Source organism: Streptomyces sp. NBC_00461 (assembly GCF_036013935.1).
Taxonomy (GTDB): domain Bacteria; phylum Actinomycetota; class Actinomycetes; order Streptomycetales; family Streptomycetaceae; genus Streptomyces.
In genome coordinates, this window is sequence record NZ_CP107902.1 from 2,720,306 (window position 1) to 2,733,184 (window position 12,879).

Annotated in this window: 14 protein-coding genes; 9 read left to right on the plus strand and 5 right to left on the minus strand. The window is 71.7% G+C overall.

From position 1 onward, the window contains the following. The first annotated feature begins 12 nt into the window (after positions 1-12). Positions 13-555: a carboxymuconolactone decarboxylase family protein gene (locus tag OG870_RS12960; protein WP_266840824.1), complete on the plus strand. Its 543-nt coding sequence runs from the start codon at positions 13-15 to the stop codon at positions 553-555. A 12-nt stretch (positions 556-567) separates the two neighbouring features. Here OG870_RS12960 and OG870_RS12965 read toward each other — a convergent pair whose 3' ends face one another. Further along, positions 568-798 (minus strand): hypothetical protein, encoded by a 231-nt coding sequence (locus OG870_RS12965; RefSeq protein WP_266513001.1) that lies wholly within the window; start codon positions 796-798, stop codon positions 568-570. A 98-nt stretch (positions 799-896) separates the two neighbouring features. Between OG870_RS12965 and OG870_RS12970 the strand changes: the two genes are divergently transcribed. Continuing rightward, on the plus strand, positions 897-2,024 hold the full coding sequence (locus OG870_RS12970) for a lipid II:glycine glycyltransferase FemX (protein WP_266840822.1): 1,128 nt from the start codon (positions 897-899) through the stop codon (positions 2,022-2,024). 105 nt (positions 2,025-2,129) lie between these two features. Here OG870_RS12970 and OG870_RS12975 read toward each other — a convergent pair whose 3' ends face one another. After that, positions 2,130-2,936, minus strand: coding sequence for a peptidoglycan recognition protein family protein (locus tag OG870_RS12975; RefSeq protein WP_266840820.1), 807 nt, complete (start codon positions 2,934-2,936; stop codon positions 2,130-2,132). A gap of 187 nt (positions 2,937-3,123) precedes the next feature. On the opposite strand from OG870_RS12975, the gene OG870_RS12980 reads away from it, so the two are divergent. After that, a complete protein-coding gene (locus tag OG870_RS12980) occupies positions 3,124-4,317 on the plus strand; it encodes a MarP family serine protease (protein WP_266840818.1) in 1,194 nt (397 codons plus the stop codon). Positions 4,318-4,321: 4 nt separating this feature from the next. Here OG870_RS12980 and OG870_RS12985 read toward each other — a convergent pair whose 3' ends face one another. Then, a complete protein-coding gene (locus OG870_RS12985) occupies positions 4,322-4,810 on the minus strand; it encodes a GNAT family N-acetyltransferase (RefSeq protein ID WP_266513009.1) in 489 nt (162 codons plus the stop codon). A gap of 41 nt (positions 4,811-4,851) precedes the next feature. On the opposite strand from OG870_RS12985, the gene OG870_RS12990 reads away from it, so the two are divergent. Together OG870_RS12990 and OG870_RS12995 are read left to right on the plus strand one after the other, a co-directional pair. Next, a complete protein-coding gene (locus tag OG870_RS12990; RefSeq protein ID WP_266840816.1) occupies positions 4,852-5,748 on the plus strand; it encodes a TIGR01777 family oxidoreductase in 897 nt (298 codons plus the stop codon). Positions 5,749-5,897: 149 nt separating this feature from the next. Next, the gene (locus OG870_RS12995) at positions 5,898-7,241 is read left to right on the plus strand and encodes an NAD(P)/FAD-dependent oxidoreductase (RefSeq protein ID WP_266585239.1); all 1,344 of its coding nucleotides are present in this window, start codon (positions 5,898-5,900) and stop codon (positions 7,239-7,241) included. Between the two features lie 87 nt (positions 7,242-7,328). On the opposite strand, the gene OG870_RS13000 is transcribed toward OG870_RS12995, so the two are convergent. Next, entirely contained in the window at positions 7,329-8,765 is a 1,437-nt protein-coding gene (locus OG870_RS13000) for a regulator (protein WP_266585237.1), read from the minus strand. Positions 8,766-9,018: 253 nt separating this feature from the next. Here OG870_RS13000 and lipB point away from each other — a divergent pair, with 253 nt between their 5' ends. The 4 genes from lipB to OG870_RS13020 all read left to right on the plus strand — a co-directional run bounded on the left by lipB (position 9,019) and on the right by OG870_RS13020 (position 12,198). Then, positions 9,019-9,837 (plus strand): lipoyl(octanoyl) transferase LipB, encoded by an 819-nt coding sequence (lipB, locus tag OG870_RS13005; RefSeq protein ID WP_266585235.1) that lies wholly within the window; start codon positions 9,019-9,021, stop codon positions 9,835-9,837. A 131-nt stretch (positions 9,838-9,968) separates the two neighbouring features. Next, positions 9,969-10,955, plus strand: coding sequence for a lipoyl synthase (gene lipA / locus OG870_RS13010; RefSeq protein ID WP_266585233.1), 987 nt, complete (start codon positions 9,969-9,971; stop codon positions 10,953-10,955). 280 nt (positions 10,956-11,235) lie between these two features. Then, the gene (locus OG870_RS13015) at positions 11,236-11,436 is read left to right on the plus strand and encodes an SCO2195 family GlnR-regulated protein (RefSeq protein ID WP_266513023.1); all 201 of its coding nucleotides are present in this window, start codon (positions 11,236-11,238) and stop codon (positions 11,434-11,436) included. A 60-nt stretch (positions 11,437-11,496) separates the two neighbouring features. Then, positions 11,497-12,198: a DUF4191 domain-containing protein gene (locus OG870_RS13020; protein ID WP_266513026.1), complete on the plus strand. Its 702-nt coding sequence runs from the start codon at positions 11,497-11,499 to the stop codon at positions 12,196-12,198. 122 nt (positions 12,199-12,320) lie between these two features. Here OG870_RS13020 and OG870_RS13025 read toward each other — a convergent pair whose 3' ends face one another. After that, a complete protein-coding gene (locus tag OG870_RS13025) occupies positions 12,321-12,788 on the minus strand; it encodes an RDD family protein (protein ID WP_266513029.1) in 468 nt (155 codons plus the stop codon). Positions 12,789-12,879 lie beyond the last annotated feature (91 nt).

The window sequence follows — 12,879 nt, forward strand, 5'->3', positions numbered from 1 at the left end:
GGTGGGGGGACCTTGGCCCGCATTCCGTATCCGGAGCGTCCCGCGGACGCCGTCGCCAGACTGCCCGTGCCGCTCAACGCCTTCCGCATGCTCTCCCACGCCCCGCCCCTGACGGGCCCGGCGATCGACCTGGGCATGGCCGTGCTCCGTGAGTCGACGCTCTCGGTGCGGTTGCGCGAGCTCGTCGTGATGGCGGTCGCGAGCGGGACGCGGTGCGCGTACGAGTCCGCCCAGCACCACCCGATCGCGCTGCACGCGGGAGCGACCCCCGCACAGCTGACGGCGATCGCCGAACGCAGGGCGGCCGGCCCGGAGTTCGACGAGTCGGAGTCGGCGGCGGTGACCGCCGTGTTCGAGCTGGTCGACCGGCACACCCTGGCCGAGGACACGCTGGCGGCTCTTCGCGCCCGCTTCACCGACCGGCAGGTGGTCGAGATCGTCACCACGGTCGGCTACTACGTCATGCTGGCGGGCCTCATGAACGGGCTCGGGGTGGACATCGACCCGTCCGGCGAGCAGTTCCTCGGCCTGTCCGGCGGCGACCGCCCGCAGTGAGGTACTGGGCACTCAGGCCACGGACGTCCGTCGGCGCCCGGTGTCGGAGGGGACGTAGGCCTGCATCTCGTCCGCCCGCACGGCGTGGTGCATCGGGGCCGCGTTGGCCTGGTCGAGCGCGGACGCGGTGACGGCGGCCGGGCCCAGGATCACGGCGGCGGCCGCGCAGAGCGCCGCCCAGGGGCCGTGGGCGGTCCGGATCCGGCCGTCCGTCTTGTGCGTGGTGCCGTGGTGACTGTTCACTTCTTCCCCACCTCCAGTCAGTGCGTGTGCATGACGATAGGGAGGCTGCCTCGGGACGATCCGTGGGGCGGCTACGAGAAACCTGTGAGGCCCTGCCCATGACCAGCCCCTACGTGAGGGAGATCACCCGCGGGGAACACCTGGCCCACCTCCGGCTGCACCCCGACACGAGCCATCTCCAGATACCGGAGTGGGGCGACGTGAAGCCCGACTGGCTGGCGGAGAGCGTCGGTTGGTTCGAGGGGAAGCTGCTGGTCGCGACGGCGCTCGTGCTGTACCGGCCGCTGCCCGGGACCCGGCGCTTCCTCGCCTACCTCCCCGACGGGCCCGCGGTCGACTGGCGCTCCCCACGACTTCAGCAGTGGCTGGATCCGCTCGTCGCCCATCTGGAGGGCCGCGGGGCGTTCTCGGTGCGGATCGGACCGCCGCTCGTCGTACGCCACTGGGAGGCGCCCACTGTCACCGCGGGCATCGCGGACCCCGACGTACGCCATCTCCACGATCTGCCGGCGGACGGCCTCGACGGGTACGCGCTGGACGTGGCGGAGCGGCTGGGGCGGCTCGGGTGGCGGCGGTGCGAGGAGGACGACGGCAGCGGCTTCGGGCTCGGCCAGCCGCGCTACGGCTGCCACATCCCGCTCGCGGGCCGCTCGGTGGACGAGCTGCGCGAGGCCCTGGCACCGCACTGGGAGCAGTCGTTGAACACGGCCGGGCAGGCGGGCGTCCGCGTCGGCTGGGGCTCGGCCGCCGATCTGCCCGCATTCCACCGCCTGTACGCCTCGACCGCCGCCCACGACGGCTTCAAGGCCCGCCCACTGGACTACTTCCACCGCATGTGGAAGGCCCTCAATGCCGAGGACGACGACCAGGTACGGCTCTATCTCGCCGAGTACGACGGCGAGGTGCTCTCCGCGGCACTCATGATCAACGTCGGCTCCCGTGCCTGGCACTCGTACGCCGCGTCCGGCCGCCGGGGACGTGAACTGCGGCCCAGCAGCGCGCTGTTGTGGCGGATGCTGTGCGACGCGCGGCTGGCGGGAGCCGAGACGTACGACCTGCGCTCCATCACCCCCGCCCTCACTGAGGACCGGCTGCTGGGCCGGCTGCGCTTCAAGACGGGAGCGGGCGGCCGGGCCGTGGAGTACCTCGGGGAGTGGAAGCTGCCGGTGGGCAGCCAGGGCAAGGTGCTGCAGCGGGCGTTGGGGGCGTATCTCGGACGCAGGTGAGGGGGCGTGTCCCGGACGCCGGTGAGGGCGCGGGAGCTGTCCGTTAGGCCCTGTCGTCACGTTCCCGTCGTCGCCCCGAGGCAGACGGGAATGTGACGACAGGGCCTAGGGAACCCGGCCCTGCAGCCGTGCCGCCTGCTGTCTGATCGCGGGAAGGCGGGCGCTGAGCGCGGCGCCGGGGCAGCTCGTCATGTAGGCGTCCTTGTGGCCGGCGAGGGCGGGCAGGGTGGCCGCGGTGCCGGACGTGTAGCGGCTGAGGCTGTTGCTGGAGACCAGACGCGCCTCGGCGCGCGGGTCGACGTCGGCGAGCCCCAGCTTCCAGGCGGCGACGGCGGCGATCGCGTCCGTCATCGCCTTCGGCACGGCGGCGCCGGCCGTGAAGGTGCCGATCGCGGCGATGCCGGCCGAGCGGTGGTTGAAACCCTGCGTGTGGGCGCCGGTGACGGGGCGGTCGACGCCCCCCGCGCGGCCCTCGTAGATGGTGCCGCAGCGGTCGACGAGGAAGTTGTAGCCGATGTCGTCCCAGTTCCGGGCGTCGGTCTGGCCCGCGTAGAGGTAGCGGATGATGCGCGGCACGTCGGCGCAGTCGTAGCCGTTCGGCGAGTCGGTGTGGTGGACGAAGACCGCGACGACCTTGTCGTCGTAGCGCGGGGGCGGCTGGGCGTGCCGGGTGAGGGAATCCAGCCAGGCCGATCTGGGCACGATGTGCGGCTTGGTCGCGGGGTGCAGGGCGGCGGGGCGGGCGGCGACCGGCGGCCGGCGGCCCGCGCCCGTGTGTCCGATGCCGTCCGCGCAGAGGATCAGTCCGAGGACGGCGGCCAGTCCGGGCAGCCAGGCGAGCAGCGACCGCGCGGTGCGGGGTATGCGCGCTGCGCCGGCCTGCCGTGCTCCTGGAGATCTGCGGACACGCATGACTTCACTTTCGGCCGGATCCGCTCCGTCCGCGATGTGTGCTGTGCCACCCGGTGGAACCATCGTCCTGGTCCGAGACGTTTTTCCTGATGCACACGCGCGTGGCCGGTTCCCGCCGCCACGCGCGTGTGGCTGATCACTGGGCCCGTCCCGCGCGTAATAGGGAGTCTGAGAGAAAGGCGGCTTCGTGGACCTGCTCGACATCCTGCTGTTGCTGGTCGTTGTGGCCTACGCGGCGTCCGGCTACCGGCGCGGACTGGTGGCCGGCTGTGTCTCCCTCGCCGGGTTCGTCGGCGGCGCGGTCCTCGGCGTGTGGCTCCTGCCCTGGATGATGGACCTGGTGACGGCCGGGACGACCCGCGCGACCGTGACCGCGGTGCTGACCGTGCTGGTCCCGGCCGTGGTGGGGCACGAACTGGCGGGGCGGCTGGCGCTGCGGCTGCGCCGGGAGCTGGGCCGTGCCAGTCTCGGTCCGCTCAGGGTGGCCGACGGGGTCGGCGGGGCCGCGGCCAACTCGGTGGCGGTGCTGATCGTGGCGTGGGTCGCCGCGAGCGTGCTCGGCGCCTCCTCCTCGCCCCTGCTCACGACGGCGATCCGGGACTCGACGCTGCTGGGCGCCGTACAGAACGCCATGCCGGACACGACCCCCACCTGGTTCTCCCGGGCCACGACCGCGCTCACCCAGGCGGGCTTCCCCCAGGTCTTCAACCCGTTCGAGAACGAGTCGACGGCCGAGGTGGCGAGGCCCACCGGCGACAGCGTGACGGCGAGCGCGACGAACGCGGCCAAGCTGAGCACGGTGAAGATCGAGGGCGTCTCCGGCACCCAGGGCCGAGAGGGCAGCGGGTTCGTGTACGCACCCGCCCACGTCATGACCAACGCGCACGTGGTGGCCGGCATCGACCTCCCGAGCGTGCGCATCGGCGGGGTCGGGCGGTCGTACGAGGCGCGGGTGGTGCTCTTCGACCCCGACAGGGACGTGGCCGTGCTCTACGTGCCCGGGCTGAGCGCACCGGTCCTGAAGTTCGACGACAGGGCGGCCCGCGGGGACTCGGCGGTCGTCGCCGGTTACCCGCAGGATGGCGACCTGAACCTCCAGGCGGCGACCGTCGCGAACCGGGTGCAGGCGAGGGGCCAGAACATCTACAGCGACGCCATGGTGACCCGCGAGATCTACTCGATCCGCTCCACCGTCCGGCCCGGCAACTCCGGCGGTCCGCTGCTGACGACCGAGGGCCGGGTCTACGGCGTCGTCTTCGCCCGCTCGACCTCGGACAACGAGACGGGTTACGTGCTGACGGCGGCCGAGGTCGCCTCCGACGCCGCACGCGGGGCGAGGGCGACGGCGACGGTCGACACGGGCGCGTTGGTCACGTCGTGACCGGTCAGAGACTGGCCCCCATGAGGACGTCGTCCACGTACTCGCCCTCCAGCAGGAACTCGCCGGGAAGGATCCCCTCGACCACGAACCCCTCGGCTTCGTAGAGCCCCCGTGCCGGGGTGTTGTGCCCGAGAACGCGCAGGGTGAGGCGGCGCGCGCCGTGCTGGCGGGCCTCGATCCGCGCGGCCCGCAGCAGCGCCCGCCCGACTCCGCTGCCGCGCGCCTCCTCGGCGACGACGAGCCCCTGGATCTGGCGGACGTGGGAGTTGCACGCGAGGGGTGTCGGATGGCCGAGCCGGACGTAGCCGACGACCGTGCCGTCCAGCTCGGCGACGAGGTGGTCCCTGGGCCCGAACCGCTCGTTGAAGAAGGGTTCGTAGGGCGGCTGCGGTCGCGGCTGGACGGCGTGCAGCGGGGACCAGGTGACGCGGTCGAGCAGGCCCAGCGTCTCCTCGTCATCGAGGGTGGCGTGGCGTATGTACGGAACCGGCATGTCGGCAACCCTACTTCCGCCCCACCAGCAGAATGGGTGCCATGGAACCTTCCCGAATCGTGGTGGCCGGTGCGTCCGGGCTCATCGGTGGTGCGCTGGTGCGGTCGCTGACCGCCGACGGGCACGAGGTGGTGCGGCTGGTGCGCCGGGCTCCCCGGGCGAAGGACGAGGTCCGCTGGGACCCGGAAGGCGGAGGCGTGGACGCGGCCGGGCTCGCCGGGTGCGACGCCGTGGTCAACCTAGCGGGCGCGGGTGTGGGCGACCGCCGCTGGACGGACGCGTACAAGACACGGATCCGGTGCAGCCGGGTGCTCGGCACCACGGCGCTGGCCGAGGCGGTCGCCGCGCTGGAGAAGAAGCCGCGGGTGTTCGTGAACGGCAGCGCGATGGGCTTCTACGGCGAGACGGGCGACCGGGCGGTCGACGAGAGCGCGCCGCCCGGGACGGGGTTCCTGCCGGAGCTGTGCGTGGAGTGGGAGGGCGCGGCGGCGCCGGCGCGGGAAGCGGGCGTACGCACCGTGTTCACGCGGACGGGGCTGGTGGTGGCCCGCGAGGGCGGGGCCTGGGGGCGGTTGTTCCCGCTGTTCAAGGCGGGGCTCGGGGGTCGGATGGGCGACGGGCGGCAGTACTGGTCGTACATTTCGCTGCATGACGAGGTGGCCGCGATCCGGCATCTGATCGACACCGACGGACTGTCCGGGCCGTTCAACCTCACCGCCCCGAACCCGGTGACGAACCTGGAGATCACCGCGGCCATGGGGCGCGTGCTGCACCGGCCGACGCTGTTCCCGGTGCCCGCGTCCGTGCTGCGGACGGTGCTCGGCGAGATGGCGGGCGATGTGCTGGGCAGCGCGCGGGTGCTGCCGAAGCGGCTGCTGGAGTCCGGCTTCACGTTCGCGTTCCCGGACATCGAGGGGGCGATCAAAGCCGCACTGTGACCGTATGCGACCGCTGTGCGACCGTGCTCTGCCCATGCGCGACTGTTCCTGACCGGTTACCGGCTTAACCTCGACCCGAACTCGGGTATTCCCAGAGCCTGTTGGGGGCATGACGTCTCCACCGGCCGCGCAACCTCGGGGAGGGGCACGTGCTTGAGCCCGCGTACCAGGCGGACGTCGTGATCGTGGGAGCCGGGGTCGCCGGGCTCTCGGCGGCGCATCGGCTGACCAGCGCAGGAGTGACGACCGCGGTCCTTGAGGCCGCCCCTTGTGTGGGGGGCCGCATGTCGACGGAGAAGGTCGACGGCTTCCGGCTCGACCGGATCGGGCAGTTGCTGTCCACGGCGTACCCCGAGCTACGGCTGACACCCGGACTGGACGCGCTGGTGCTGCGTCCCTTCGCGCCGGGCGTCCTGCTGCACAGCGACGGACGCCACCATCGCGCGGTGCCTCCGGCGAGCGCAGGGGGCGCAAGGGGCGCACTCCACGCCGTACGTGCCCTGGCGAGTGCCCCCGCGAAGAGCGCCCCCCGTTCAAGCGCCCCGCTCGGCACCGCTGTCGACCAGGCCCGCCTCGGCACCGCACTCGCCCGGCTCGCGGCGACGCCGATCGAACGGCTGCTGTCCCGGCCGGAGTTGCCCGCCGCCCAGGCCCTCGCGGCCCGCGGTGTCCCCGCCCGCACGATCGACGGCTTCGTGCGCCCACTGCTCGCCGCCCTGCTGTGCGACCCGGAGCTGACCACGTCCAGCCGGTGCGCCGACCTCGCGCTGCGCGCCTTCGCGTGCGGGCGGCTGTGTCTGCCGGAGGGCGGTGCGGAGATGCTCCCGGAGCTGCTCGCCCGGGCGCTGCCACCGGGCACCGTGCACACCGGCGTCCGTGTCACCTCGATCTCCACGAGCGCGGTGACCACGGCCGAGCACGGCGAGATCCGCTGCCGGGCAGTCCTGCTCGCCACGGACGCGCGCGCCGCCGCCGAACTCCTGCCGGGCCTGCGCGTACCGGACTTCCATCCGCTGACGGTGCTGCACCACACCACGGACGAGCCACCGACGACGGGCGCGTCCCTGCTCCTGGACGCCGACCGCGGCGGCCCCGTCGCGCACACGGCGGTCGTGAGCGCCGTGGACCCGAGCCGTGCGCCCGCGGGCCGCGCCCTCATCTCCTCGACGGTCCTGGGTACTCCCCCGGTCGACCTGGACACCGCCGTACGCATGCATCTCGCACGTCTCTACGGCACCTCGACCCGCCGCTGGGAATCCCTGGCCGTCCATCACACCCCTGACGCCGTCCCCGCCATGCGCCCCCCGCACGACCTACGCCGCCCGGTGCGCCTCCTGGCCGGCCTCTACGTCTGCGGCGACCACCGGGACACCAGCACGGTCCAGGGAGCGCTGCACTCCGGCCACCGCGCGGCGACAGCGATCCTCACCGACCTGGGGGCAGCCGGCTCCATGCACCGAGCAGACCCGCTCCCATCAACACGGGCGGCATGAGCGCCCTCAAGGGGCGCGGGGAACTGCGCGATCAACCACAGCAATGGCGCGCTGGGCACACAACAATCGGAATTACGGCGGCACCCCTCACCCCAGTGCCGCGACCCTGTCGCGATACCCCCGCACCGGCGCCGCGTCCTTGTACGGCTCCAACCGCCGCTCGAAGTCCCGGACATACTCGATCGCCCGCACGGACCGCATCTCCGCGGCAGCCCCCGCGGCCTCCGCACCGAGCTGACAGGCCTGGTCCAGTTCACCCAGCCCGAGCCGGGCGGAGGCGAGGACCACCCGGCAGAACAGCCGGCTGCGGGCGAAGGAGGGAGCCCGCAGCTGGAGCGACCGCTCGGCGTGCTGCGCCGCCGCACGGAACTGCTGCAGGTCACGGTGCGCGTGCCCGAACTCGTCGGCGAGTTGCGCCTCGTCGAAGAACCGCGCCCAGTACGGGACTTCGTCACCGGCGCGGGCCGTTTCCAGCGCCCGTTCGGCGCGGACGAGCGAGGCGGTGCAGTTGCGTACCTCGCCGAGCACGCCGTGCCCGCGCGCCTCGGCGGAGTGCAGCAGGGCCTGTACGACGGGCGGGGCGTTGGTGCCCACGCCCTGCTGGGCCACGCGCGCCAGCTGCACGGCCTCCCGCCCGTGCCCGAGGTACACGGCCTGGCGGCTCATGGTGACCAGCACGTACGAGCCGTACGCCCGGTCCCCCGCCGCCTGCGCGAGCCGCAGCGCCTGCACGAAGTAGCGCTGGGCGAGCCCGTGCGCGGCGATGTCGTACGACGTCCAGCCAGCCAGCCGCGTCAGGTCGGCGGCCGCGCCGAACAGCCGGCGGCCGGTCTGCTCGCCGTAGGTGCCGCGCAGCATCGGCTCGCACTCGTGCTCCAGGTAACGCACGAGGGCCTGGCGGGCGTGGCCGCCGCCGTACATGTTGTCGAGGGTGCGGAACAGTTCGCCGACCGAGCGGAGCGCGGCGATGTCGCCGGAGGTGACCCGCTGGCCGGGGCCGCGTTCGGCCTGACCACGCTGGCGGGGTACGACCGGGCGGCCCTGGGCGGGGACACGGATGGGCTGTTCGCCCCGGGCGACCCTGTCGTCGGCGCGGCCGATCAGCCAGTCACGGCTGGGCACGACAAGGCCGGCCGGGGTGAACGCGATCTTGCGGAGCTCGGCGTGCGAGCCGGAGTCCTTGCGCCACAGGCCTCCGACGATGTCGACGGCCTCCTCGGGGGTGGCGGCGAACTCCAGCCCGGCGTAGACCGGCGCACAGGCGTCGAGGCCGAGGTCCTGGGCGGTGAGACGGCGGCCGAGACGGCGGGTGAAGACCTCGGCGATCAGGGCGGGAGTGGTGCCGCGTGGCTGCTGCCCGCGCAACCAGCGGGTGACCGACGTCTTGTCGTATCGAAGATCAAGCCCGTGTTCGAGACCGAGCTGGTCGACTCGACGGGCGAGACCCGCGTTGGAGAACCCGGCTTCTGCGATGAGCGCGGCGAGCTGACGGTTGAGAGTGCGCTGCGCGGGTCGTTCCGTCATCTGCGGTGCGGTCTCCTGCCTTTCGGACCTCCGGTGCCGGTGTCGGCCCCGTTGCGCCCGGATTGCCTGTGAGCAGCCCTTATGGCCTCTGCGAACGGCGCGAATGTAGCGGAGAGTGAGCAGTCGATCGCACATTTCGCCGTTCGTTCATCCGATCGTGTGAGGATTGCCCGCGGGGCTGACGCGAGACGGCCGGTCGTACAGTGGCGTAGGCACGTTTCGTGCCTTACTACTTTCCAGGGAGGCGCTTGCCGTGAGTGAGCTGCGGTTCGTCCGGATGGGATTCGGCGCCGAGGCCGTCGACTACCAGGTGGCGTGGGACGAGCAACGCCGGGTGCACGCGGCGCGCTTCGCCGACGAGATCCCCGACACCGTGCTGCTCCTGGAGCACCCGCCCGTGTACACGGCGGGCCGGCGCACCGCGGACAACGAGCGCCCCCTCGACGGCACTCCCGTCATCGACGTGGACCGCGGCGGCAAGATCACCTGGCACGGCCCGGGCCAGCTGGTGGGCTACCCCATCCAGCAGCTCCCGCGCCCGGTGGACGTGGTGGCCCATGTGCGGCGCCTGGAGGAGGCACTGATCCGCACCTGCGCGGAGTTCGGGGTGCAGACCGCGCGCGTCGAGGGCCGCAGCGGCGTGTGGATCCTCGGCGACCCGGTCGAGCAGCGTCCGACGCCAGGAGGGCTGTCCCTCGACTTCGACCCCCGTCTGCACGACGAGGAGTTCGACCCGCGCATGAACGGCCCGGAGTACGCCCCCTCGAACGCCGGCCAGCGCCGCGAGGACCGCAAGATCGCGGCGATCGGCATCCGCGTGGCCAAGGGCGTCACGATGCACGGCTTCGCCCTCAACGTGAACCCGGACAACAAGTGGTTCGACCGCATCATCCCGTGCGGCATCCGCGACGCGGGCGTCGCGTCACTGGCCGACGAGCTGGGCCGCGACGTGACGATCGCGGAGGTGCTGCCCGTGGTGGAGCGGCATCTGCGGGACGTACTGGAGAACGCCGAGCTGAAGCCACGGGACATCGAGAAGACGCCGGCACACATCAGCCCGTCCGGCGTTTGAGGACGAGGCCGTTCAGGCCGAAGCGAGGGTCTGGGGGCGGCAGCCCCAGCAGGCCAGCACCGACGCCGGGCCACTAAATCGACGGGCGTACCCTGGGTGACGCCGAAGAATCAATCGCTAGGGAGCCCATCGTGTCCGCAGTCGCACCCGACGGACGCAAGATGCTGCGCCTGGAGGTCCGCAACAGCCAGACCCCCATCGAGCGCAAGCCCGAGTGGATCAAGACCCGGGCGAAAACGGGCCCCGAGTACACGAAGATGCAGAACCTCGTGAAGAGCGAGGGCCTGCACACGGTCTGCCAGGAAGCCGGCTGCCCCAACATCTACGAGTGCTGGGAGGACCGCGAGGCCACCTTCCTCATCGGCGGCGACCAGTGCACCCGGCGCTGCGACTTCTGCCAGATCGACACCGGCAAGCCCGAGGCGCTGGACCGTGACGAGCCGCGCCGTGTCGGCGAGTCCGTGGTCACCATGGACCTGAACTACGCCACCATCACCGGCGTCGCCCGCGACGACCTGGAGGACGGCGGCGCCTGGCTGTACGCGGAGACGGTCCGCCAGATCCACGCGCAGACCGCCGAGCGGGCGGACGGGCGGACGAAGGTGGAGCTGCTCGCCCCCGACTTCAACGCGGTTCCGGAGCAGCTCGAAGAGGTCTTCTCCTCGCGCCCCGAGGTGTTCGCGCACAACGTCGAGACCGTGCCGCGGATCTTCAAGCGCATCCGCCCCGGCTTCCGCTACGACCGCTCGCTGCAGGTCATCACGGCCGCCCGCGACTACGGCCTCGTCACCAAGTCGAACCTCATCCTCGGCATGGGCGAGACCCGCGAGGAGGTCAGCGACGCGCTGCGCCAGCTGCACGCGGCCGGCTGCGAGCTGATCACCATCACGCAGTACCTGCGTCCGTCCGTGCGTCACCACCCCGTCGAGCGCTGGGTCAAGCCGCACGAGTTCGTGGAGCTGAAGGAGGAGGCCGAGCAGATCGGCTTCTCGGGGGTCATGTCCGGGCCGCTGGTGCGTTCCTCGTACCGCGCCGGGCGGCTGTACCAGATGGCGGTCGAGCTGCGTCAGTCGGCCGCTCCGCGGCAGGACACCCACGTCGCCTCGCAGGCCGTCTGAGGGGCACCCGGCCCGTCGGCCGAATGGCACGGAGTGCCACCTCTACGTGTGAACCTGCACACAAGAAACTACCCGCTGGTAACGGCTGATTCAACGCGGTCCTGACCGTCCTCGCAGATGAGGGCGCCGTCAGGGCCGCGTCAACGTTTTCGCTCGTCGCATCAAGGCTTCATGGGTGTTTGACCGGTCGGTCACGCCCTGGTAACACCAATCAGTGACGCTGGACTCACGCCACGTACACCCGCACCCCGTGCCCGTATCCCGAGGGGGGACCTCCACCATGCAGGCCGCGCCGGTTCGCGCCACCGCAATCCCGTCGTTCACCACTGCACTGCGTGCAGTCGAATCGCTGCTCATGAGCAGCGGCCAGCGCACCGCCCGTCGCAACGCCTGGACCTCCGTCCTGGAGGACCGCCGCCGAGCAAAGGACCGGGTCGAGGCCCAGCGCGTCCTGGACCAGACGCTCGTCCCCCGCCCCTGAATCCCGCCCTCGGGGCACTGCCGTCGTACGGCGGTCCCCGGGCCACGTAGACTTCACGGCATGGCGAGGAAGGACACGGCAGCGGACGCTGCGAACCCCGGGCGACTGAAGCAGATCGCTCTGACCTACAAGATGACCCGCAAGGCCGACAAGAAGATCGGTCTTGTACTCGCGGCTGTCGGCATCGGCATCTTCGGTGTTTTCCTCGCGATCGGTTTCTTGATCGGTCACCCCATCTATCTCGGGATCCTGGGCCTGTTGCTCGCCTTCCTCGGAACGGCGATCATCTTCGGGCGCCGGGCCGAGCGGGCGGCCTTCGGGCAGATGGAGGGCCAGCCGGGCGCGGCCGCGGCGGTACTGGACAACATCGGCCGGGGCTGGACGACGACGCCCGCGGTGGCGATGAACCGCAGCCAGGACGTGGTGCACCGGGCCGTCGGCAAGGCCGGCATCGTCCTGGTCGCCGAGGGCAACCCGAACCGGGTGAAGAGCCTGCTGGCCGCCGAGAAGAAGAAGATGAACCGCATCGTCGCGGACGTGCCGGTGCACGACATCCTGGTCGGCACGGGCGAGGGCCAGGTGGCGCTGAAGAAGGTGCGGACGACCATGCTGAAGCTGCCGCGCGTCCTCACGGGTCCGCAGGTGACGGCCACGAACGACCGGCTCCGTGCCATGGGCGACCTGATGAGCAACATGCCGCTGCCCAAGGGGCCGATGCCCAAGGGCATGAAGCTGCCGAAGGGCGGCCCGAAGGCCCGCTGACCTCCCGGCACGAGCTTCATGGAAGCCGACGAGCACGTACGACGAAGGGGGCGCCCGGAGAATCACTCCGGCGCCCCCTTCGTCGTACGTGCTCGTCGTACGCGCTCGATACGGACCTCGGCCTAGATACGGACCTCGACCGTGCGCGCGAGGCGGTCGTGCAGGCCCCTGCCGTCGCGGTCCCAGATCAGGGCCGGGATGGCCACGCACAACAGGGCCGTGCGCAGGGCGGCCCGCAGGGGGCTGGGGCGGCCGGTGTCCAGGGCGACCACGCGCAGGCCGAAGAGGCGCTTGCCCGGGGTGAAGCCGATCGTGCCGACCGTCAGGACGCCGAGCAGGAAGAAGACGAGCAGGGCCCAGTTGCCGGTCGCCCGCTCATAGCCGTGCGTGATCAGGCCGTATGCGATCAGCAGACACAGCGCCCAGTCGACGACCAGCGCACCGAACCGGCGGCCCGGGCGGGCGATGGAGCCCGGCCCCTCCTGCGGCAGGCCGAGCTGCTGACCCGGGTATCCGAAGTCGACACCGGCTTCCTCTGCGGCCGCGCGGGGGCCCGAGAGCCACGAGCCGATTGCATCCCTGTTCTCCACCCGTCCACGGTACTGCGGGCGTTTCGCGATCCGGACAGGTGGGGTACACGGGGCCGGGTCCGGTTAACTTGAGCGAAACAAATGGGTCACG

Bases quoted from the DNA above. Each gene is read 5' to 3' on its own strand.
- OG870_RS12990 (WP_266840816.1), top strand. From the start codon at position 4,852: ATGGAACCTTCCCGAATCGTGGTGGCCGGTGCGTCCGGGCTCATCGGT.
- OG870_RS12975 (WP_266840820.1), bottom strand. From the start codon at position 2,936: ATGCGTGTCCGCAGATCTCCAGGAGCACGGCAGGCCGGCGCAGCGCGC.
- OG870_RS12970 (WP_266840822.1), top strand. From the start codon at position 897: ATGACCAGCCCCTACGTGAGGGAGATCACCCGCGGGGAACACCTGGCC.
- OG870_RS13000 (WP_266585237.1), bottom strand. From the start codon at position 8,765: ATGACGGAACGACCCGCGCAGCGCACTCTCAACCGTCAGCTCGCCGCG.
- OG870_RS13015 (WP_266513023.1), top strand. From the start codon at position 11,236: ATGCAGGCCGCGCCGGTTCGCGCCACCGCAATCCCGTCGTTCACCACT.
- OG870_RS13020 (WP_266513026.1), top strand. From the start codon at position 11,497: ATGGCGAGGAAGGACACGGCAGCGGACGCTGCGAACCCCGGGCGACTG.
- OG870_RS12985 (WP_266513009.1), bottom strand. From the start codon at position 4,810: ATGCCGGTTCCGTACATACGCCACGCCACCCTCGATGACGAGGAGACG.